The 22216-nt window shown below is 74.7% G+C and carries 18 protein-coding genes; 10 read left to right on the top strand and 8 right to left on the bottom strand.

Annotated features, from left to right (window positions below; translation table 11 throughout):
• Positions 1-54: 54 nt before the first annotated feature.
• The 3 genes from IE287_RS04230 to IE287_RS04240 form a co-directional block, all read right to left on the bottom strand.
• The gene (locus IE287_RS04230) at positions 55-2292 is read right to left on the bottom strand and encodes a heavy metal translocating P-type ATPase (RefSeq protein ID WP_189847504.1); all 2238 of its coding nucleotides are present in this window, start codon (positions 2290-2292) and stop codon (positions 55-57) included.
• A gap of 90 nt (positions 2293-2382) precedes the next feature.
• Positions 2383-2607 carry a heavy-metal-associated domain-containing protein gene (locus IE287_RS04235; protein WP_189847505.1) on the bottom strand — a complete coding sequence of 75 codons (225 nt, stop codon included), beginning with the start codon at positions 2605-2607 and terminating at the stop codon, positions 2383-2385.
• A gap of 49 nt (positions 2608-2656) precedes the next feature.
• Positions 2657-3607, bottom strand: coding sequence for a PrsW family intramembrane metalloprotease (locus IE287_RS04240; RefSeq protein WP_189847506.1), 951 nt, complete (start codon positions 3605-3607; stop codon positions 2657-2659).
• 64 nt (positions 3608-3671) lie between these two features.
• On the opposite strand from IE287_RS04240, the gene IE287_RS04245 reads away from it, so the two are divergent.
• Complete coding sequence (locus IE287_RS04245) at positions 3672-4880, top strand: cation:proton antiporter (protein WP_189847507.1); 1209 nt, start codon at positions 3672-3674, stop codon at positions 4878-4880.
• Here the strand turns inward: IE287_RS04245 and IE287_RS04250 are convergent.
• A complete protein-coding gene (locus tag IE287_RS04250) occupies positions 4858-5511 on the bottom strand; it encodes a TetR/AcrR family transcriptional regulator (protein ID WP_189847508.1) in 654 nt (217 codons plus the stop codon). The two genes, IE287_RS04245 and IE287_RS04250, sit on opposite strands and share 23 nt — an antisense overlap.
• Positions 5512-5676: 165 nt before the next feature.
• Between IE287_RS04250 and IE287_RS04255 the strand changes: the two genes are divergently transcribed.
• Positions 5677-7938, top strand: a complete 2262-nt coding sequence (locus IE287_RS04255) for an MMPL family transporter (protein WP_189847756.1) — start codon at positions 5677-5679, stop codon at positions 7936-7938.
• A gap of 66 nt (positions 7939-8004) precedes the next feature.
• Here the strand turns inward: IE287_RS04255 and IE287_RS04260 are convergent, their stop codons facing one another.
• Complete coding sequence (locus IE287_RS04260; RefSeq protein ID WP_189847509.1) at positions 8005-8202, bottom strand: helix-turn-helix transcriptional regulator; 198 nt, start codon at positions 8200-8202, stop codon at positions 8005-8007.
• Between the two features lie 251 nt (positions 8203-8453).
• A complete protein-coding gene (locus IE287_RS04265) occupies positions 8454-9374 on the bottom strand; it encodes a sugar phosphate isomerase/epimerase family protein (protein WP_189847510.1) in 921 nt (306 codons plus the stop codon).
• Between the two features lie 179 nt (positions 9375-9553).
• Here IE287_RS04265 and iolC point away from each other — a divergent pair, with 179 nt between their 5' ends.
• Genes iolC through mmsA form a run of 4 tightly spaced genes read left to right on the top strand, consistent with a single transcriptional unit; the run spans position 9554 to position 14739 of the window.
• Complete coding sequence (gene iolC / locus IE287_RS04270) at positions 9554-10531, top strand: 5-dehydro-2-deoxygluconokinase (protein ID WP_189847757.1); 978 nt, start codon at positions 9554-9556, stop codon at positions 10529-10531.
• The gene (iolB, locus tag IE287_RS04275; protein WP_189847511.1) at positions 10528-11340 is read left to right on the top strand and encodes a 5-deoxy-glucuronate isomerase; all 813 of its coding nucleotides are present in this window, start codon (positions 10528-10530) and stop codon (positions 11338-11340) included. Before iolC ends, iolB begins: the two co-directional genes overlap by 4 nt.
• Positions 11341-11365: 25 nt before the next feature.
• The gene (gene iolD / locus IE287_RS04280) at positions 11366-13222 is read left to right on the top strand and encodes a 3D-(3,5/4)-trihydroxycyclohexane-1,2-dione acylhydrolase (decyclizing) (protein WP_189847512.1); all 1857 of its coding nucleotides are present in this window, start codon (positions 11366-11368) and stop codon (positions 13220-13222) included.
• A gap of 14 nt (positions 13223-13236) precedes the next feature.
• Positions 13237-14739, top strand: coding sequence for a CoA-acylating methylmalonate-semialdehyde dehydrogenase (gene mmsA / locus IE287_RS04285; RefSeq protein ID WP_189847513.1), 1503 nt, complete (start codon positions 13237-13239; stop codon positions 14737-14739).
• A gap of 87 nt (positions 14740-14826) precedes the next feature.
• Here mmsA and IE287_RS04290 read toward each other — a convergent pair whose 3' ends face one another.
• Positions 14827-15342: a GNAT family N-acetyltransferase gene (locus IE287_RS04290; protein ID WP_229883269.1), complete on the bottom strand. Its 516-nt coding sequence runs from the start codon at positions 15340-15342 to the stop codon at positions 14827-14829.
• Between the two features lie 145 nt (positions 15343-15487).
• On the opposite strand from IE287_RS04290, the gene IE287_RS04295 reads away from it, so the two are divergent.
• Complete coding sequence (locus tag IE287_RS04295; protein WP_189847515.1) at positions 15488-18133, top strand: alpha/beta fold hydrolase; 2646 nt, start codon at positions 15488-15490, stop codon at positions 18131-18133.
• Positions 18130-19008 (top strand): ABC transporter permease, encoded by an 879-nt coding sequence (locus IE287_RS04300; RefSeq protein WP_189847516.1) that lies wholly within the window; start codon positions 18130-18132, stop codon positions 19006-19008. Before IE287_RS04295 ends, IE287_RS04300 begins: the two co-directional genes overlap by 4 nt.
• Before the next feature lie 19 nt (positions 19009-19027).
• Here IE287_RS04300 and IE287_RS04305 read toward each other — a convergent pair whose 3' ends face one another.
• The gene (locus IE287_RS04305; RefSeq protein ID WP_189847517.1) at positions 19028-19744 is read right to left on the bottom strand and encodes a helix-turn-helix domain-containing protein; all 717 of its coding nucleotides are present in this window, start codon (positions 19742-19744) and stop codon (positions 19028-19030) included.
• A gap of 267 nt (positions 19745-20011) precedes the next feature.
• Between IE287_RS04305 and IE287_RS04310 the strand changes: the two genes are divergently transcribed.
• Positions 20012-21595: a vWA domain-containing protein gene (locus IE287_RS04310; protein WP_189847518.1), complete on the top strand. Its 1584-nt coding sequence runs from the start codon at positions 20012-20014 to the stop codon at positions 21593-21595.
• 84 nt (positions 21596-21679) lie between these two features.
• Complete coding sequence (locus tag IE287_RS04315; RefSeq protein ID WP_189847519.1) at positions 21680-22147, top strand: anthrone oxygenase family protein; 468 nt, start codon at positions 21680-21682, stop codon at positions 22145-22147.
• The last annotated feature ends 69 nt before the right edge of the window (positions 22148-22216 follow it).

Genomic DNA, 22216 nt, shown 5'->3' on the forward strand with positions numbered 1-22216 from the left:
TATCTGTGATCTAGGTCTCTTTGTGAAGGACTTGTGCGTCACGTGTAGGTGAAATCAACGGAACCGCCGCAGGCGAAGGCTGTTGCTCACCACGAAAACGGATGAAAACGCCATGGCCAGACCGGCGATCATCGGGTTGAGCAGACCGGCCGCGGCGAGCGGCAGCGCGGCGACGTTGTAGCCGAAGGCCCACGCCAGATTGGACTTGATCGTCGCCAGCGTCCGGCGGGAGAGCCGGATCGCGTCGGCGGCCACCCGCAGGTCGCCGCGGACGAGGGTGAGGTCGCTCGCCTCGATGGCCGCGTCCGTCCCGGTGCCCATCGCGAGCCCCAGGTCGGCGGTGGCGAGGGCGGCCGCGTCGTTGACGCCGTCGCCCACCATGGCGACCGTGCGGCCCTCGGCCCGGAGCCGCGCCACCACCCCGGCCTTCTCCTCCGGCAGCACCCCGGCGATCACCTCGTCGATGCCGACCTCGGCCGCGACGGCCTCCGCGACGGTCCGGTGGTCGCCGGTGAGCAGCACCGGCCGCAGCCCGAGGGCGCGGAGCCGGGCGACGGCCTCGGCGCTGGTGTCCTTGACCGCGTCGGCGACGGTGAGGGAGCCGCGGAGGACCCCGTCCCAGGCGACCAGGACGGTGCCGGGCTCCGTCCCGGAGGGCACGGGCACGTCCTCGGCGGCGAGCAGCGCGGCCCGGCCGGCGAGGACGAGGCGGCCGTCGACGGAGCCGCGGACGCCGAGGCCGGGCACGTTCTCGAAGCCCTTGGGGGCCGGCAGCTCGCCGACGGGGATCCCGAGCCGCTCGGCGGCGCCCGCGGCGACGGCCCGGGCGACGGGGTGCTCGGAGGAGTGCTCCAGGGCCCCGGCGAGCCGCAGCAGCTCCTCCTCGTCGGTGCCCTCGGCGGGACGGACGCCGGTGAGGGTCATCCGGCCGGTGGTGACGGTGCCGGTCTTGTCCAGGACGACGGTGTCGACGCGCCGGGTGGACTCCAGGACCTCGGGGCCCTTGATGAGGATGCCGAGCTGGGCGCCCCGCCCGGTGCCGACGAGGAGCGCGGTCGGGGTGGCGAGGCCGAGGGCGCAGGGGCAGGCGATGATCAGGACGGCGACGGCGGCGGTGAAGGCGGCGGTCGCGCCGGCGCCGGAGCCGAGCCAGAAGCCGAGGGTGGCGAGGGCGATCAGCAGGACGACGGGGACGAAGACGGCGGAGACCCGGTCGGCCAGCCGCTGCACCTCGGCCTTGCCGCTCTGCGCCTCCTCGACGAGCTTCGCCATCCGGGCGAGCCGGGTCTCGGCGCCGACCCGTCCGGCGCGGACGACGAGCCGGCCGGAGACGTTGACGCAGCCGCCGGTGACGGGGTCGCCGGCGGTGACGTCCACGGGCAGGGACTCGCCGGTGAGCAGGGAGGCGTCGACGGCGGAGGAGCCCTCGTCGACGGTGCCGTCGGTGGCGATCTTCTCCCCGGGGCGCACGACGAAGAGCTCGCCGGTGCGCAGGTCGGCGACCGGCACCCGTACCTCGGCGCCGTCCCGGAGGACGGCGACGTCCTTGGCGCCGAGCTCCATCAGCGCCCGCAGGGCGGCCCCGGCCTTCCGCTTGGCGCGGGCCTCCAGGTAGCGGCCGAGGAGGATGAAGGTGACGACGCCGGCGGCGACCTCCAGGTAGATCGTGCCGGAGGCGTCGGAGCGGTCGACGGTGAGGTCGAAGCCGTGGCGCATGCCGGGCGCGCCGGCGTCGCCGAGGAAGAGCGCCCACAGGGACCAGCCGTAGGCGGCGAGGGTGCCGACCGAGACGAGGGTGTCCATGGTGGCGGCGCCGTGCCGCAGGTTGGTCCAGGCGGCCCGGTGGAAGGGGAGGCCGCCCCAGACGACGACGGGGGAGGCGAGGACGAGGGAGAGCCACTGCCAGGAGTCGAACTGGAGGGCGGGGACCATGGCGAGCAGGACGACGGGGGCGGAGAGGACGGCGGAGACGGTCAGCCGCCGGCGCAGCGCGTCGAGCTCGGGGTCGGCGTCCGCCTCCCCGGGGGCGTCGGGCTCCGGCGGCGCGGGTTCCTCGGCGGTGTAGCCGGTCTTCACCACGGTGGCGATGAGCGCGTCGACGCCGACCCCGGGGGCGTGCTCGACGCGCGCCTTCTCGGTGGCGTAGTTGACGGTCGCGGTGACGCCGTCCATCCGGTTGAGCTTCTTCTCGATGCGGGCCGCGCAGGAGGCGCAGGTCATCCCGCCGATGGTGAGCTCGGTGACGGCGACGGCGCCGGAGGGGGCGGTCGCGCCGGGAGCGGTGCTGGTCATGTGCGGTTCCTGGGAACGGGCCGGAAAAGGGGAGCAGGGCCGTACCCGGTAACGGTACGGCCCTGCGGATCGTTGACGTCGAGGCGGTGCTCAGACCAGCTCGTAGCCGGCCTCGTCGACGGCGGCGGCGACGGCCTCGCGGTCGAGGGGACCGGCGGAGACCACGGTGACCTCGCCGGTCTTGGCGACGGCGGTGACCGAGGAGACGCCGGGGATCGCGGAGATCTCGCCGGAGACGGCGCCCTCGCAGTGGCCGCAGGTCATGCCCGTGACCTGGTAGACGGTGGTGAGTTCGGTCTGCGTCTCGGCGGCCATGGGGTTCTCCTCTTCCGGGTCGGGCCTTACAACAGACGATCCTATACCCCTAGGGGGTATAAAATCCACTCTCGTCCGTGGTGCGCCGTGTCAGCGATCTCAGCCACGCCAGTCCCACCAGTGTCACCAGGACCAGGCCGCCCACCGAGAAGAGGGTGAAGAGGTGCTCCTGCCGGGACGTGGGCTCCGGGAGGTACCCCTGGGCGAAGAGCGAGCGGTCGAGGTCCGTGGTGGTCAGCCGGAGCACCAGCCAGAGCGCGATCCCGTGCATCGAGTCCCAGAGCGCGTGCAGCGCCGCCACCCCCAGGTAGGTGCCGATCACCGGTCCGGCGAGGCGGAAGCGGCCGTCGGGGCGGCGGAAGGAGAAGAGCACCGCGCCCGCGATCGCCGTCCACAGGCCGTGCCCGAAGGGGGCCAGCAGTCCGCGGAGGATCTCCGTCTCCAGCAGGGAGCGGAGGTCGATCCCGTCCATGGTGACGGCCGCGTTGAAGGCGTAGCCCGCGCTCTCGAAGGCGGCGAAGCCGAAGCCGACCGTCCCGCCGAGCACCAGGCCGGCCCGCCGGCCGCGCAGGTACGGGCGGTGCCGGACGACGAACATCAGGGCGGCGAGCTTCACCGCCTCCTCGATCAGTCCCACCCCGAGGAACATCCACAGCGAGGGGTGGAGCAGGTAGTACTCCATGACCGAGGCGCCGAGGACGCCCAGGATGCCGCCGGTGACGAAGCAGCCGAGGATCACCGGGAGGCCGAGGTCGCGGCCGTGCCGCTCGTACGCCCAGAGCACGAAGACGCCCGGCACCAGGAAGCTGCCCAGCAGGATCAGGGTCGGCAGCAGGGTCGTGTTGGCGGTGGCGTAGGTGACCACCGCGGTCAGCCCCCACAGCGCCAGGCCGCCCCACAGGCAGCGCCTCCACAGGCCGGGGCGCGGCCCCGGCTCCCGGGGCGGGACCGGTGGAGGGGGTGGGGGAGGGGCCTGGGGGGTGGGCCGGTACTCGTGCATCCGCGGACCTCCAAGTCCCTCCGCCGACAGGGCATCTGACCGGAGCTTATGGTAGATACCCGATATGTCGCATTCGGGGACCACGCTCGTCCTGATCATGGTGATCGCCGTCCTGGCGCCGCTGCTCGCCTACTGGGCGGGCCGCCGCGTCCCCGTGCCCCTCGCCGTCTTCGAGATCCTCCTCGGCATCCTCGTCGGCCCCGACGTCCTCGGCTGGGCCCGCTCCGGCGAGCTGATCGACGGCCTCTCCGAGCTCGGCCTCACCATGCTGATCTTCCTGGCCGGGTACGAGATCGAGTTCGGCAAGGTGCGCGGCGACACCCTCAGGCGCTCGGTGTGGGCGTGGCTGGCCGCCCTCGCCCTCGGGCTCACCGCCGGCATCCTCCTCGGCGGCGGCTACTCCACCGGCGTCTTCATCGGGGTGGCCCTCACCAGCACCGCCCTCGGCACGGTGCTGCCCGTGCTGAGGGACTCCGGCGGGCTGCGCGGCCGCTTCGGCTCGGTCGTCATGGCCTTCGGGGCGGTCGGCGAGTTCGGGCCGATCATCGCCATGGCCCTGCTGCTCAGCGGGCGCAGCGCCGCCGAGTCCACGGTGCTGCTCGCGGTCTTCGCCGCGCTCACCGCGGCCGCCGTCCACTGGGCGCTGCGGCCCCGCCCGCCGTGGTTCGCCGCCGTCATCGCCAGGACCCTGCACACCAGCGGCCAGTTCGCGGTCCGCTTCGTCTTCCTGCTGCTCGCGCTGATGCTCGGCGCCTCGACCGCGCTCGGCCTCGACGTCCTCCTCGGCGCCTTCGCCGCCGGCCTCATCACCCGGCTGGTGCTCACCGGGGCGGCGCCCGAGGCCGGGCCGGAGATCCTGGAGAAGGTGGAGGGGGTCGGCTTCGGCTTCCTGGTGCCGGTCTTCTTCGTCGTCACCGGCATCGAGTTCGACCTGGACGCGCTGCTCTCCGGCGGCCGGGCGCTGCTGCTCCTGCCGGTCTTCCTGCTGCTCTTCCTGGTGGTGCGCGGCGCGCCGATGTGGTTCCTGGCCCCGCGCGACCTCGACCGGACGGACCGCGGCGCGCTGGTCCTGTACGGCTCCACCGCGCTGCCGCTCGTCGTCGCCATCACCACCATCGGCCTGGACGACGAGGCCCTGTCGCCGGGCGAGGCGGCGGCGCTGGTGGGCGCCGGGATGGCCTCCGTCCTGGTCTTCCCGCTCCTCGCGATGCGGATGCGGGCGGGCCGCGACCGGATGCCGGAGGAGGCCGTCAGCGGGTCGGAGTCGTGGTGACGGCGGCCTCCGGCTCGCCGAAGACCGGCGCCAGATAGCGGAGCATGACCTTCTTCAGCTCGGCGACGGCCGCGCCCCGGGTGGGTCCCTCGGGGGCGGCGACGATCAGCGCGAGGCCGCCCTTGAAGACGGCGAAGGCCATGTCCGCGATGCGGTCCAGCTCCTCCGCGGACGGCGCCGGGACCGCCCGCGCGCCGATGAGCGCGCGGACCTGGCCGAGCAGCGAGGCGTGCAGCTCGTCGTGCTCCTCGGCGATCCTGCCGGGCACGTCGGAGCCGTGCATCAGGGCGAGGAAGGCCGGGTTGGAGCAGTTGAACTCGATCATCGGGTCGAGCACCGCGTCGACCAGCTCCGGCAGCGGCAGGGCCATGTTGGCGGGGGTGAAGACCTGGCCGTGGGCCTCGCGCATCTGGTGGATGAGCCGCCCGCCGAGCTCGATGGCGATGGCTTCCTTGTTCGGGAAGTACTGGTAGAGCGTGCCCGGCGAGACCCGGGCCTCGCGGGCGATGGCGTTGGTGCTGGTGGCCGTGTAGCCGTTGGCGCAGAAGACGTCCGCGGCCGCCTGGAGCAGCTGGGAGATGCGGCGTTCGCCGCGTGCCTGGCGGCGGCGCGGTGCGGGGTGCTCGGGCATGTCCGTCCCCAGCCCTTCTCGGTACGCGTTGACAAACACGAGAGGTCGCTCGCATTCTTGGATAACGCGAGCGATCACTCGTGTTTGCCAGTCTATGGCAATGGACGGTCCCCGCGACCTGCCGGGAAGCGAGAGCGGGGACCACGGTGAAGGGGACACCGCGTGCTGTCCGAAGTCAAGAAGACGCCCTCCGCACGGGGCGGAAGCCCGGGCCGGGGCGGGGGCTGGACGCGGTTCGTCACCGCGCGGCCCCGGCTCACCCTGCTCGTCGCCCTCGTCCTCACCGCCCTCGCGGTCCTCGCCGGCGGCGGCGTCGCCGACCGGATGGGCAGCGGCGGCTGGGAGGACCCCGCCGCCGAGTCCAGCTACGCCACGAAGGCGCTGGAGCGGGAGTTCCCCGGCTCCCAGCCCAACCTGCTGCTCCTCGTCGACGCCGGGAAGGCCGGCGTCGACGACCCCGCGGTGGCCGCCGAGGCCCGGCGGCTGACCGAGCGGCTCGCCGCCGAGCCCGGCGTCGAGGGCGTCGGCTCCTACTGGACCACCGGCTCGCCCGCCCTCCGCTCCGAGGACGGCACCCAGGCCGTCGTCGCCGCCCGCGTCGCCGGCGAGGAGAAGGCGGCCGGCGAGCTCCTCGACCGCATCGCGCCGGAGTACCGCGGCACCCACGGCCCCGTCGAGGTCCGCCTCGGCGGCGGCCTCGCCGTCCGCCACGAGATGCAGACGATCATCCAGGAGGACCTGCTGCGGGCCGAGCTGATCGCCCTGCCCGTCACCCTGGTCCTGCTCGTCATGGTCTTCGGCAGCGCCGTCGCCGCCCTGCTGCCCCTCGGCGTCGGCATCGTCGCCATCCTCGGCACCAACGCGGTGCTGCGCGGCATCACCGAGTTCACCGACGTCTCCGTCTTCGCGCAGAACCTCACCACCGCGCTCGGCCTCGGCCTCGCCATCGACTACGCGCTCTTCGTCGTCCGCCGCTACCGCGAGGAGCTGGCCGCCGGCGCCGAACCGGCCGCCGCCGTCCGCACCACCCTGCGCACCGCCGGCCGGACCGTCCTCTTCTCCGCCCTCACCGTCGCCGTCTCGCTCGCCGCCATGCTGGTCTTCCCGCAGTACTTCCTGCGCTCCTTCGCCTACGCGGGCATCGCCGTCGTCCTGCTCGCCGCGGCCGCCGCCCTCACCCTGCTCCCGGCCGCCCTGGTCCTCCTCGGCCACCGGGTCGACGCCCTCGACCTGCGCCGCCTCCTCCGGCGCCGTCGCGCCGCCCCCGCGGCGCCCGGCCGGGAGGGCACCGGCTGGTCCCGCACCGCCGGCCTGGTGATGCGCCGGGCCCCCGTCTTCGCCGTCCTGACCACCGCCGCCCTCGTCCTGCTCGGACTGCCCTTCCTCGGCGTCGAGTTCGGCACCGCCGACGACCGGCAGCTGCCCGCCACCGCCACCTCGCGGATCGTCCAGGAGGAACTGCGCACCGGCTTCCCCGGCGACCCCGGCGGCAGCCTCACCGTCCTCGCCGAGGGCCCCGCCACCCCCGCCGAGTACGGCGCCTACCGCGAGCGCATCGCCGCCCTCGACGGCGTCGTCCGGGTCGACGGCCCCGTCGTCTCCGGCACCGGCGCGGACGCCCACGCCTACTACAGCGTCGTCCCCGACGGCCCCGCCGCCGGCTCCGCCGCACAGCGCGCGGTCGGCGAGCTGCGCGCCGCCGACGCCCCCTTCGCCACCTCCGTCACCGGCCAGGCCGCCGTCCTCGCCGACTCCAAGGACGCCCTCGCCGAGCGGCTGCCCTGGGCCGCGGGCATCATCGTCCTCGTCACCCTGGTGCTGGTCTTCCTGCTCACCGGCAGCGTCCTCATCCCCGTCCAGGCCGTGGTCCTCAACGCCCTCAGCCTCACCGCGATGTTCGGCGCCGTCGTCTGGGTCTTCCAGGACGGACACCTCTCCGGCCTCCTCGGCTTCACCGCCACCGGGGACATCGAGACCACCCTGCCGGTCCTCATGTTCTGCGTGGCCTTCGGCCTCTCCATGGACTACGGCGTCTTCCTGCTCTCCCGCATCAAGGAGGAGTACGACACCACCGGCGACCACGAGGGCGCCGTCCGCTTCGGCCTCGCCCGCACCGGCGGACTCATCACCGCCGCCGCCGTCATCCTCGCCGTCGTCATGGTCGCCATCGGCACCTCCCGGGTCACCAACACCAAGATGCTCGGCCTCGGCGTCGCCCTCGCCGTCCTCATGGACGCCATGGTGGTCCGCAGCCTCCTCGTCCCCTCCGTGATGAAGCTGACCGGCCGCCTCACCTGGTGGGCCCCCGCACCCCTGCGCCGCTTCCACGCCCGCTTCGGCATCAGCGAGTCCGAGCCGCCCACCGCCCCGGCCGGCGCGCCCGGCGAGACGCGGGAGCTGCCCGAGCCCGTCGGCTCGCGGGGCTGAGACGCACCGCGGCGCCGCCCCCGGACTCCACCGGAGGACGGCGCCGCACGGCCGGACGGACGGGGATCAGTCGCGGCGCGCCCGGTTGCCGGGACGGCTCGCGACCCAGGCCCGGACGGTGTCCGCGTACCAGAAGGGCTTGCCCGACTCGACGTGGTCGGGCGGCGGCAGCAGTCCGTGCTTCCGGTAGGAGCGGACCGTGTCGGGCTGGACCCGGATGTGCGCGGCGATGTCCTTGTACGACCAGAGGTTCCTGTCCGTCATGCCTGTACCTCCCTCACGCCCCGTGCCGCGCAGCGGTGGCGGGGGTGCCGTTCGGGGGCGCTGCGGGCGGTGGCGTCGGTGATCACCGGTCCTGTGCCCGGAGAACGACCCGCCCGGACGGCGGGGGAGCGGCTGTCGAACGCCTGTGGCGCGAAACCCGCGTCACCGTGACACCCGTGACAGAAGCGTGATCACCGTGACGGAAGTGACGAACGGTCACAGCGGCGCGCCTCCGTGCGCGGAACCTCCCCTCACACCCCGCAGGAGCGGAGGTACGCGCGGGTGCGCAGGGCGATCGGGTAGGGCGCGTCCGGCTCGCACGGGTACATGTCCTGCTCCACGATCGCGAAGAGCTCCGCGTCCAGCGCCGCCGCGGCCGCCAGCACCGGCTCCAGGGCCGGCACCCCCGCCGGCGGCTCGCACATCACGCCCCGCGCCACCGCCGGGCCGAACGGCACGCCCTCGGCCCGCACCGCGGCCAGCACCGCCGGATCCACCTGCTTCAGATGGAGGTAGCCGATGCGCTCCCCGTAGGTCTCGATCAGCTTGACGCTGTCCCCGCCCGCGTACGCGTAGTGCCCGGTGTCCAGGCAGAGCGCCACCGCCTCCGGATCGGTGGCGTCCAGGAAGCGCGTCACGCTCTCCTCGTCGTCCAGATGCGTGTCGGCGTGCGGATGGACCACGATCCGCAGCCCGTACCGCTCCCGCACCTCCCGCCCGAGCCGCTCGGTCAGCCCGGTCAGCTGCCGCCACTGCTCCGCCGTCAGCACCCGGTCCTCCAGCACCTCACCGGTCCTGTCGTCCCGCCAGAAGGAGGGGATCACCACCAGGTGGCGGGCCCCCACGGCCTGCGCCAGGGCCGCGTTCTCCGCGACGTGCGCCCAGGTCCGCTCCCACACGGCGGGGCCGTGGTGCAGCCCGGTGAAGACCGTGCCCGCCGACACCCGCAGCCCGCGCCGCGAGGTCTCCTCGGCGAGCAGCGCCGGATCGGTGGGCAGGTAGCCGTACGGCCCGAGCTCGATCCACTCGTAGCCGGCCCCCGCCACCTCGTCGAGGAACCGCTGCCACGGCACCTGCCGGGGATCGTCCGGGAACCACACCCCCCAGGAGTCCGGGGCGGAACCGATCCGGATGCGGGCGGGCGACGGCGACGGCGGCGACGACTTCGTCATGCCAGCCACCTTGACCGCGCCCCGGACCAGCGTCAAGACACCCGCCGGACGCGCGGCACATCCATCCGAATGTCCGGACATGTCGTTGACACGCCTCCGGGCGGACGACTAGACCTGAGGGCGGACACCGGAGTCGAGAGGTGGCACGGGTGGAGTCGGAGCCGTACGACCTGATCACCATGGGGCGGCTCGGCGTGGACCTCTATCCGCTCCGCAGCGGGGTGGGGCTCGACCGGGTCGACACCTTCCGCCGCTTCCTCGGCGGCTCCCCGGCCAACGTGGCCGTCGCCGCCGCCCGCCTCGGCCGCCGCACCGCCCTGATCAGCCGCACCGGCGCCGACCCCTTCGGCACCTACCTGCGGCGCGAGATCGAGGAGTTCGGCGTCGACGCCCGCTGGGTCGGCGAGGTCGCCGCGTACCCCACCCCCGTCACCTTCTGCGCCCTCTTCCCGCCCGACGACTTCCCCCTCACCTTCTACCGCCGCCCCAAGGCCCCCGACCTGGAGATCCACCCGCACGAACTGGACCTCGACGCGATCCGCGCCGCCCGCGTCCTGTGGACCACCGGCACCGGCCTCAGCGAGGAACCCAGCCGCGCCGCCACCCTCACCGCCCTGCGGGCCCGCGCGGGCCGCGCCCACACCGTCCTCGACCTCGACTGGCGGCCCGCCTTCTGGCCCGACCCGGCCACCGCCCGACCCCACTACGCCGAGGCCCTGCGGCACGCCACCGTCGCCGTCGGCAACGCCGAGGAGTGCGAGGTCGCCACCGGCACGCGCGACCCGGAGGCCGCCGCCCGCGCCCTCCTCGGCCTCCTCGCCCCCGAGGACCGCCCCGGAGCCCCCCGCCTCGCCGTCGTCAAACTCGGCCCCGAGGGCGTCCTCGCCCACGCCTCCGACGGGAGCCGCGCCGCCGTCCCGCCCCTGCCGGTCGAGGTCGTCAACGGCCTCGGCGCCGGGGACGCCTTCGGCGGAGCCCTCGTCCACGGCCTCCTCGCCGGCCTCCCGCTCGCGGACACCCTGCGCCGCGCCGGAGCCGCCGGCTCCATCGTCGCCGGACGCCTGGGCTGCGCCCCCGCCATGCCCGGCGCCGCCGAGATCGACCGCGCCCTCGCCACCGGCTCGGGCACCCTCCCGACCGAGGACGACCATCCGTGACCTCCCGCCTCCACCTGCCCGCCGGGACCGCCGCCCGGGGCCCGTACGACCTGGACATCGACCCCGCGACGGCCGGATGGAGCCGTTCCGCGCTCCGCGTCCTCGACCTGCCGCCCGGCGGGACGCACACCTTCGACAGCGCGGATGCCGAATGGGTGGTGCTTCCCCTCGCCGGGGGCTGTACCGTGCGCGTCGACGGGGATCTTTTCGAACTCGGGGGACGCGAGAGCGTGTTCGCCTCCGTGAGCGACTTCGTCTACGTACCGCGCGACGCCCACGCCCAGATCGCCTCCGGCGCGGGAGGCCGCTTCGCTTTGGCAGGAGCGAACTGCGAGCGACGACTCCCCGCCCGCTACGGCCCCGCGCCGGAGGTTCCCGTCGAGGACCGGGGCAGCGGCGACACCGCCCGCCGGGTCCGGAACTTCGCCTCCGCCGACGCCTTCCCCTGCGACCGGCTGATCGCCGTCGAGGTCGTCACCCCCGGCGGCCACTGGTCCTCCTACCCGCCGCACAAGCACGACGAGCACCGCCCCGGGACCGAGTCCGTCCTGGAGGAGATCTACTACTACGAGACCGAGGACCCGCGCGGCTACGCCTACCAGCGCATCTCGCCCTCCCGGCCCGGCGGCGCCGACCTCCTCGCCGAGGTCCGGCACGGCGACGCCGTCCTCGTGCCCGACGGCTGGCACGGCCCCACGATCGCCCGGCCCGGCCACGACCTGTACTACCTCAACGTCATGGCCGGCCCCGGCCCCGAGCGGGAGTGGCGGATCAGCTTCCACCCCGACCACACGGAGGGATACGCGTGAGGCTCGCCCATCCGGAGGGACCCGCGTGAGGCTCACCGTGGCCCAGGCGCTGGTGCGCTTCCTCGCCGCCCAGTACACCGAGCGCGACGGCGTCCGGCACCGGCTGATCGCCGCCACCTGGGGCGTCTTCGGCCACGGCAACGTCGCCGGGATCGGCCAGGCGCTCGTCGAGCACGCCGACGCCATGCCCTTCCACCAGGGCCGCAACGAGCAGGCCATGGTCCACGCCGCCGTCGGCCACGCCCGCCAGACCGGCCGGCTCTCCGCCCACGCCGTCACCACCTCCATCGGCCCCGGCGCCACCAACCTCGTCACCGGCGCCGCCCTCGCCACGATCAACCACCTCCCGGTCCTGCTCCTGCCGGGCGACACCTTCGCCACCCGCCCCGCCGACCCCGTCCTCCAGCAGCTCCAGACGCCGCACGCCGGCGACGTCTCCGTCAACGACTGCCTGCGGCCGGTCTCCCGGTACTTCGACCGGATCGGCCGCCCCGAGGCGCTGATCCCGGCCGCCCTGGAGGCGATGCGGACCCTCGCCGACCCCGCGGCCACCGGCGCCGTCACCCTCGCCCTCCCGCAGGACGTGCAGGCGGAGGCGTACGACTGGCCGGACGGCTTCCTCGCCGAGCGGGTCTGGCGGATCCGCCGGCCCCGCCCCGACCGGACCGAGCTCGACGCCGCCGTACGGGCGGTGCGGGAGGCCGCGCGCCCGCTGGTCGTCGCGGGCGGCGGAGTCCGCCACAGCGCCGCCGAGGACGCCCTGCGGGACCTCGCCGAGCGGGCCGGGCTGCCCGTCGCCACCACCCAGGCCGGCAAGGGTGCCCTGCCGTACGACCACCCGTGCGAGGTCGGCGGCCTCGGACACACCGGCACCGCCACGGCGAACGGCCTGGCCCGCGCCGCCGACCTGGTCATCGGCGTCGGCACCCGCTACACCGACTTCACCACCGCCTCCGGCACCCTCTTCGCCCCGGACGCCCGCTTCCTCAACCTCAACGTCACCGGCTTCGACGCCCACAAGCAGGGCGCGCGCCTGCCGCTCGTCGCGGACGCCCGCGAGGGCCTCACCGCCCTCGCCGACGCCCTCGCCGAACACCCGGCGCGACCGGTGACCTGGACGGCGGCGAAGGCGGAGTGGGAGGCCCGGGTCGACGCCGCCCACGCCGTCACCGACGAGACCGCCCGCCCCACCCAGACCCAGGTCCTCGGCGTACTCGACACCCTGGTCGACGCCACCGACATCCTGATCAACGCCGCCGGCTCGCTCCCCGGCGACCTCCACAAGCTCTGGCGGACCCGCTCCCGCGACCAGTACCACGTCGAATACGGCTACTCCTGCATGGGCTACGAGATCCCCGCCGCCGTCGGCGTCCTCCTCGCCGCCCCCGGCCGGCCCGTCTGGGCGCTCGTCGGGGACGGGACGTACCTGATGAATCCCACCGAGATCGTCACCGCCGTCCAGGAACGGCTCCCGCTGAAGCTGGTCATCCTCCAGAACCACGGCTACGCCTCCATCGGGGGCCTCTCCGAGGCGGTCGGCGCCGAGCGGTACGGCACCGACTACCGCCTGCGGGCCGCCGACGGACGCTTCACCGGCCCCCCGCTCCCCGTCGACCTCGGAGCCAACGCGGCCTCCCTCGGGATGCGGGTGCTGCGCCCCCGCACCGTCGGTGACCTGCGAGAAGCCCTCGCCGACGCCCGGGCGGCCACGGATCCCACATGTGTCTACATCGAGACCGAAACGGCAGACAGTGTGTCGGGCCCGCCTCCGGCCCAGGCGTGGTGGGATGTGCCCGTGGCCGAGATCTCGACCCGCCCGTCGGCGGTCAAGGCCCGCGAGGAGTACGACCGGCACGTCACCGCCCGACGCCGCCATCTCTGAAGGAGTAACTCGTCATGACGAAGAGCGTCCACCACTGGATCGGTGGCAAGACCGTCGAGGGCACGTCGGGCAACTGGGGTCCCGTCACCGACCCGGCCACCGGCGCCGTCACCACGCAGGTCGCCCTCGCCTCGGTGGAGGAGGTCGACGCGGCCGTCGCCGCCGCGAAGGACGCCTTCGCCACCTGGGGCACCTCCTCGCTGGCCCAGCGCACCACGGTCCTCTTCGCGTTCCGCGCGCTGCTCGACGCCAACCGCGACGCGATCGCCGAGCTGATCGTCGCCGAGCACGGCAAGGTCCACTCCGACGCCCTCGGCGAGGTCGCCCGCGGCCTGGAGATCGTCGACCTGGCCTGCGGCATCACCACCCAGCTCAAGGGCGAGCTCTCCACCCAGGTCTCGAACCGCGTGGACGTGGCCTCGATCCGCCAGCCCGTCGGCGTCGTCGCCGGCATCACGCCCTTCAACTTCCCGGCCATGGTCCCGATGTGGATGTTCCCGATCGCCATCGCGACCGGCAACACCTTCGTCCTCAAGCCGAGCGAGAAGGACCCCTCCGCCTCCCTCAAGATCGCCGAGCTGCTCGCCGAGGCCGGCCTGCCGGACGGCGTCTTCAACGTCCTGCACGGCGACAAGGTCGCCGTCGACCGCCTCCTGGAGCACCCGGACGTCGCCGCGATCTCCTTCGTCGGCTCGACCCCGATCGCCCGGCACATCCACACCACCGCCTCCGCCAACGGCAAGCGCGTCCAGGCGCTCGGCGGCGCCAAGAACCACATGCTGGTCCTCCCGGACGCCGACCTCGACGCCGCCGCCGACGCGGCCGTCTCCGCCGCGTACGGCTCCGCCGGCGAGCGCTGCATGGCGATCTCCGCGGTCGTGGCCGTCGGCTCCATCGGCGACGAGCTCGTCGAGAAGATCCGCGAGCGCGCCGAGAAGATCAAGATCGGCCCCGGCACCGACCCGACCTCCGAGATGGGCCCGCTCATCACGGCCGTCCACCGCGACAAGGTCGCCTCCTACGTGCACGGCGCCGCGGCCGAGGGCTGCCGGGTCGTCCTCGACGGCACCGGCTACACCGTCGAGGGCCACGAGAACGGCCACTGGATCGGCCTCTCCCTCCTCGACCACGTGCCGACCTCCGCCAAGGCCTACCAGGACGAGATCTTCGGCCCGGTCCTCTGCGTGCTGCGCGCCGAGACCTACGAGGAGGGCCTCGCCCTCATCAACGCCTCGAAGTTCGGCAACGGCACCGCGATCTTCACCCGCGACGGCGGCGCCGCCCGCCGCTTCCAGCTGGAGGTCGAGGCTGGCATGGTCGGCGTCAACGTGCCGATCCCGGTGCCCGTCGGCTACCACTCCTTCGGCGGCTGGAAGGACTCGCTCTTCGGCGACCACCACATCTACGGCAACGACGGCGTGCACTTCTACACCCGCGGCAAGGTCGTCACCACCCGCTGGCCCGACCCGGCCGACGCCCCCTCCGGCGTGGACCTGGGCTTCCCGCGCAACCACTGACCCCCGGGTCGGACGACGGCCCCCGGAGTGCGCGCCACCGCACCCCGGGGGCCGTCGGCCGTGCGGCGGGACCCGTCCCCCGGGACGTCAGCCGGCGCCGTTGTCGCTGCCGGTGCCGGTGCCGGTGCCGGTGACGCCCCCGCCCTCGTGCTCTTCCCCGTCCCCGGCCGCGTCCGTCCCGTCGAAGGACCAGCCGCGGATCGCGCACACCCCCTCGTCGGTCGCGCCCGCCGAGCGGTACGTGGCGAGTGCCGGCCCGTTGTCCGTGTCCACCGGCACCCACGCGCCCGCGCAGCCCCGCTCCCGGGCCGCCGCCACCAGCGCCTCCGTCAGCGCCCGGCCGAGCCCCCGCCGCCGGTACGCCTCGTCGACCCCCAGCTCGTACAGGCACAGCTCGGCGCCCTTGTCCGGATGGACCATCTCGATCCCCGTCACGAACCCGGCGGGGAAACCGTCCGCCGTGTACGCGATCAGCATCAGGTGCCCCGAGGAGGCGAGGAAGCGCTCCGCCCACTCCGCCCGCGCCGGACCGTCGTACAGGTGCTCCGCCGCGAGCAGCTCCGCCACCGTCCCGGCCCGCCGGATCCCGAACCCGTCCGCCACCCACGTCTCCTTCCGCGCGGCCGCCCGGCCGCGGGCGTACCGCGACCGCTGTACGCGGACCGTACTGCGTACGACCTCAGGAGGCCGTGGATTTCCCTCCCGGGGCGCCCGCCCGCACACAGGACGTCCGCCTAGGCTCGGGGGCATGCGACTCCGACTTCCCCGGTGGGCCGCGGTCACCTCCGTCCTCGCCGTCCTCGCGGGCGCGGGCACCTGGACCGCCGTCGCCCAGGACGAACCCCCGCCCGTCCAGCGCGAGGACCGGGCCCTCGACCTCGGCGGGGTGCGGATCGACACCTCGTACTTCACCGGCTCCGGCTCCGGCCGGCGCCCCGCCGTCCTGCTCGCGCACGGCTTCGGCGGCTCCAAGGACGACGTCCGCCCGCAGGCCGAACGGCTCGCCCGCGACGGCTACGCCGTCCTCACCTGGTCCGCCCGCGGCTTCGGCGCCTCCGGCGGCGAGATCGGCCTCAACGACCCCGACCACGAGGTGAAGGACGTCGGCAGGCTCGTCGACTGGCTCGCCGCCCGCCCCGAGGTCCTCCTCGACAAGGCCGGCGACCCGCGCGTCGGCGTCACCGGCGCCTCCTACGGCGGCGCGATCTCCCTCCTCGCGGCCGGCCACGACCCCCGCGTCGACGCCATCGCCCCGCAGATCACCTACTGGAACCTCGCCGACGCCCTCTTCCCCGGCGGCGTCTACAAGAAGCTGTGGGCCGGGATCCTCTTCTCCATGGGCGCCGACGCCCGCGGGGACGCCTGCGGACGCTTCACCGCCGAGGTCTGCGCCCTGAAGGAGCGCGTCGCGGTCTCCGGCCGGCCCGACGCCGCCGCCCGGGCCCTCCTGGAGGCCCGCAGCCCCTCCGCCGTCGCGGACCGCATCAAGGTCCCCACCCTCGTCGTCCAGGGACAGACCGACTCCCTCTTCACCCTCGACCAGTCCGACGCCCTGGCCCGCGCGCTCACCGCCAACGGCGCCCCCGTCGCCGTCGACTGGACCGCCGGCGGCCACGACGGCGGCGACCGCGAGACCGGACGCGTCGAGGACCGGATCGGCGCCTGGTTCGACCGCTGGCTGAAGCGGGACGCCTCCGCCGACACCGGTCCCGCCTTCCGCGTCAGCCGCACCGGCGGCGTCGACTCCACCGACGGCCGCGCCACCCTCCGCGCCGCCACCGCCGACCGCTACCCGGGCCTGCGCGCGGACACCCGCGCCCTCCCCCTCGCCGGCCCGGCGCAGCGCTTCACCAACCCGGCCGGCGGCGCCCCGCCCGCCGTCTCCGCCGTCCCCGGCCTCGGCGGCGGCCTCGGCGGGCTCTCCTCCTCCCTCGGCGTCGGCCTCGCCCTCGACTTCCCCGGCCAGCACGCCCGCTTCGACGCGGCCCCGCGGACCACGCCGCTCCGCGTCACCGGCACCCCGACCGTCCGGGTGAAGGTCACCTCCGGCGCCCCCGACGGCTCCGCCGTCCTCTTCGCCAAGGTGTACGACGTCGGGCCCGGCGGACGCGGGCAGGTGCTGCCTTCCCAGCTCGTCACCCCGGTCCGCGTCGAGGACGCGGGCAAGGGCCGGTCCGTCACCCTCACCCTGCCCGCGATCGACCACGAGGTGGAGGCCGGGCACCGGCTGCGCCTCGTCGTCTCGGCCACCGACCTCGGCTACGCCTCCCCGGTCGCCACCGCCGGCTACACCGTCGCCGTCGAGGGCCCCCTCACGGTGCCCACCGCGCCCGCCGTCACCACCCAGGCCGCCGGCCTGCCCTGGTGGGTCTGGGGCCTGCCGGCGGCCGGCCTCGCCGTCGCCGCGGCCCTCCTGCTGACCGCCCGCCGCCGCGCGGCCGGTCCGCCGCCGGACCCCGCCCTCGCCGCCGTCCCGCTCCAGATCACCGGCCTGTCGAAGAAGTACAAGGGCGGCGAGCGGTACTCGGTCCGCGACCTCTCCTTCCGCGTCGAACAGGGCCAGGTCCTCGGCCTCCTCGGCCCCAACGGCGCCGGGAAGACCACCACCCTGCGCATGCTCATGGGCCTGATCACGCCCGACGAGGGCGAGATCCGGGTCTTCGGCCGGGCCGTCCGCCCCGGCGAACCCGTCCTCTCCCGGGTCGGCTCCTTCGTCGAGGGCTCCGGCTTCCTGCCGCACCTCACCGGCCGGGAGAACCTGGAGCTGTACTGGAAGGCCACCGGCCGCCCCGCCGAGGACGCCCACCTCGACGAGGCCCTGCGCATCGCCAACCTGGGCGGCGCCCTCCAGCGGGCCGTCCGCACCTACTCGCAGGGCATGCGGCAGCGCCTCGCCATCGCCCAGGCGATGCTCGGCCTCCCCGACCTCCTCATCCTCGACGAACCCACCAACGGCCTCGACCCGCCGCAGATCCGCGAGATGCGGGAGGTGATGATCCGGTACGCCGCGGCCGGCCGCACCGTCATCGTCTCCAGCCACCTCCTCGCGGAGGTCGAGCAGTCCTGCACCCACCTCGTCGTCATGGACCGCGGACAGCTCGTCCAGGCCGGCCCGGTCGCCGAGATCACCGGCGCGGGCGACACCCTGCTCGTCACCCTCGGCGCGCCCGTCACCGACGCGCTCGTCGAGAAGGTCGCGGCCCTGCCCGGAGTCGGCTCCGCGGTCCGCGCCGAGGACGGCCTCCTGGTCCGCCTCGACGCCCCCGACGGCTCCGCCGCCGACGCGACCGCGCTGATCGGCGACCTCGTCCGCCTGGACGTCCCGCTGACCGGGGTCGGCCCGCACCGACGCCTGGAGGACGCCTTCCTGACTCTGATCGGAGGATCGGCATGACCGCGACGGCCACCCGGCCCGGCCCCGAGGCCGGAGCCCCCGGCTACCGCCCCGGACGCACCCTGCCGCTGCGCGTCGAGGCCCTGCGCCAGTGGAAGCGCCGCCGCACCCTGGTGATGGCCGGGGTGCTGGCCGCCCTGCCCTTCGTCCTGATCGTGGCCTTCGCCATCGGCGGCCCCGACGGCGACGACCGCGGCGGCGGCCGGATCACCCTCATGGACACGGCGACCGCCTCGGGCGCCAACTTCGCCGCGACCTGCCTCTTCGTCTCGGCCGGTTTCCTCCTCGTGATCCCCGTGGCCCTCTTCTGCGGCGACACCGTCGCCTCCGAGGCGGGCTGGTCCTCGCTCCGCTACCTCCTGGCGGCGCCCGTGCCGCGCTCCCGGCTGCTCGCCGCCAAGCTGACGGTCGCGCTCGGCTACAGCGCGGCGGCGCTCTTCCTCCTTCCGCTGCTCGCCCTCGCCGCCGGCACGGTCGCCTACGGCTGGGGCCCGCTCCAACTCCCCACCGGCGGCTCGCTCCCGGCCGGCGAGTCCGTCCTCCGGCTGCTGATCGCCACCGCCTTCGTCCTCGTCTCCCAGCTGGTCACCGCGGGCCTCGCCTTCTGGCTCTCCACCCGCACCGACGCCCCGCTCGGCGCGGTCGGCGGAGCCGTCGGCCTGACCATCGTCGGCAACGTCCTGGACGCGGTCACGGCGCTCGGCGACTGGCGCGACTTCCTGCCCGCGCACTGGCAGTTCGCCTGGATCGACGCCCTCCAGCCCCGGCTGGAGTGGGGCGGCATGGCCCAGGGGGCGGCGATCTCCGTCACCTACGCCCTGGTCCTGTTCGCCCTCGCCTTCCGGGGCTTCGCCCGCAAGGACATCGTGTCCTGAGCCGGCGCGGGACGCGGTCTCACAGCCACCCCCTCCGAGCCGCTTCCGCGCCCGCGCGGAAGCGGCTCGTCGTCCCCAGGGCGGCCAGCAGCTCGCCCACCCGCCGGCTGTACGTCCGCGCCGACATGCCGAGCCGGGCGGCCGCCGCCTCGTCCGTCAGTCCCGACAACAGCGCCTCCAGGACCGGCCGCAGCTGCTCCGGCAGCCCGCCCGGGGGTCTCGGCGGCGGGACGCGCCCCAGCTCCTCGGCCCCCGCCCAGCAGAGGTGATGGGTCCGCACCAGGGCCTGCACCACCACCGGGTCCCTGATGAGCAACAGCCCGTTGTACAACAACTCCAGGTCGAGCGGGACCGCCGCCACCGTGCGGTCCACCACGATCAGCTTGAACGGGATCGCGTCGGTGACCCGCGCCCGCCCCGGTATCCGAGGCCACTGCTCCAGCCGGGGCAGCGCGTGCCGGGGCACGATCCGCCGCACCTCCCCGGCCCGCTCCGCCGCCGCGCGCATGCACGCTCCCGCCAGCTCCAGGAACGGCTCGGGGATCGCGCGGTCCGCCGAGGCCACCGGATCGTCGAAGGTCAGCAGCTCGTGCCGGGTCGAGGCGGCCAGCCCGGCGAGCGCCGCGCTGATGCGCCGCGCCCCCCGGACCGGTCGTCCCGCAGGCCGCTGCCCCTCGGTCGCGGCCCGGTTCATCGCCGAACGGGCGAGCATCACGGCGCCCGCGCTGTCCGCCACCGCTGACCACCCCCGCCCGATCGATGTCCACTCAATGTACTCACGTGACTGCGCACGGTGACAACCCCTGGAGACAAACCTGGCGTCTCCATGCCACTGCCCCCCGTTCCGCCTTCCGTTGCCACATCGAGATCCATCCGCAACTCCTTCGCGGGGTCCGCACGCGCCTCCCGTTCGTCACAGTCGCAGGAGCCGGGCGCGGCTCCCGCCGCACCCGAAGGCGACCCGCGCCCGGAACGAATGCCGTACGCAGACGGGGAGTTGTCCATGAATCGTGCTCACAGGAGAAGCGGGGTCCTCGCCGCGGCGCTCGCCGCCGGGCTCCTCCTCGGAGGCTGCGCGAGCGGGTCGCAACGGTCGGACGGGTCGGCGGGCGACCACCGGAAGCCCGCCCACGGCGTCCCCGACGGCGGCCGCACCGCCGCGCCCTCCGCCCCGGCCGACGGGCGCGCCGAGGACGGGCCCGAGGGCGAGCGGCGCGGCCCCGTCCCCGCCGCCGACTACCTGTCCACCTTCGCCCTCGACGTCGACACCGCCTCGTACGGCTACGCCCGCCGCTCGCTCGCCGAGGGCCGCCTGCCCGACCCCTCCACCGTGCGGCCCGAGGAGTTCGTCAACAGCTTCCGCCCCGACTACCCGCGCCCCGCCGACGACGGCTTCAGCGTCACCGTCGACGGTGCCGGCACCGGGGCCGAGGGCTGGTCGCTGGTCCGCGTCGGCCTCGCCACCCGGGGCGCGGACCGGGCGGGCGAACGCCCGCCCGCCGCCCTCACCTTCGTCGTCGACGTCTCCGGCTCGATGGGCGAGCCCGGCCGCCTCGACCTCGTCCAGCACTCCCTGCGGCTCGCAGCCGACGGCCTGCGCGACGACGACTCGGTCGCCCTCGTCGCCTTCAGCGACCAGGCCGAGACCCTGCTGCCGATGACCCGTCTCGGCGAGGCCCGCCACCGCGTCCGCGAGGCCGTCGACTCGCTCGCCGTCCGCTCCTCCACCCACCTGGAGGCCGGGCTGCGCACCGGCTACGACGTCGCCTCCGAGGGGCGCCGCGAGGGGGCCACCAACCGGGTCGTGCTGCTCTCCGACGCCCTCGCCAACAGCGGCGAGACGAGCGCGGACGCCCTCCTCGGGCACATCGACGAGCAGCGCAGGGAGCACGGCATCACCCTCTTCGGGGTGGGCGTCGGCAGCGAGTACGGCGACGAACTGATGGAGCGGCTGGCCGACAAGGGGGACGGGCAGACCGCCTACGTCTCCACCCGGGAGCAGGCCCGCAAGGTCTTCGTCGACCAGCTGCCCGCCCAGGTGCGACTGCGCGCCCGGGACGCCAAGGCGCAGGTCGCCTTCGACCGGGAGACCGTGGAGAGGTTCCGGCTGATCGGCTACGAGAACCGCGCCGTCGCCGACGAGGACTTCCGGGACGACCGGGTCGACGGCGGCGAGGTCGGCGCCGGACACACCGTCACCGCCCTGTACGTGGTGAAGACCCGGCCCGGCGCGCGCGGCCGGATCGCCACCGCCACCGTCCGCTGGCTCGACCCCGACTCCCGCTCCCCGCAGGAGCGTTCGGGCACCGTCGAAGCCTCCGCCCTGCAGGCCGGACTCTGGGGTTCCGGCCGCGACAGCCTCCAGCTCTCCGCGATCTCGGCCTACTTCGCGGAGTCGCTGCGCGGCGGCTCCCTGCCCGGCGCCCCGCGCCTCGCCGAGCTGGCCGGGTACGCCGACGGCATCCGGGGCCGCTCCGGCTCGGCGGTCGTCGGGGAGCTGGCCGAGGCGGTCCGGCAGGCGGACCGGCTGCTCGGGGAACGTCCGCCCGCGGAGGGGGAGTTCGGATCCTCCGACCCGTACGCCTGAGTCTTCGGCCCCCCGTCACGCGCGCGCGTGACGGGGGGCCGAGAGGAACGGGCGGCTCCGCCGGGGGAGCGGCATCATGACCCCATGGCCACCCTGCTGCTCGCCCTCGCCGTCGGAAGCACCGGCCTCTACGCCGGTTTCCTCCTGATCTTCCTCACCGGGATCATGCCCGCCCTGGGCCGCCTCACGGACGCCGCGTTCGTCACCGCGATGCGCCGCGTGAACGAGGCGGTGCCCAGGGCGGTCTTCATGACCGTCTTCGCCGCCTCGGCCGTCCTCCCCCTCGCCGCCTACCTGGTGCCGGTCGACGGCCGCACCGACGCGCAGCGCTGGCTCGTCCTCGCCGGCTTCGTCTGCGCGGTCCTCAACCACCTGGTCACCGTCGTCGGCAACGTCCCCCTCAACGTCGCGCTCGCCGCCGCGGAGGGGTCCGACGAGGACCCGGCCGCGACCCGCGCCGCCTTCGAGGCGCGCTGGAACGCCTGCCACCGGATCCGCACGGCCCTGATCGTCGTGGCCTTCGGCCTGCTCACGGCCGCCGCCGTCGGCTGATCCCGCAGGCCGCCGGAGGCTTCCGGAGGGCGCCCGGGCGGGCCGCCGGGCGGGCGGTGAAACCGACCG

Source organism: Streptomyces omiyaensis (genome assembly GCF_014650895.1).
Lineage (GTDB): Bacteria > Actinomycetota > Actinomycetes > Streptomycetales > Streptomycetaceae > Streptomyces > Streptomyces omiyaensis.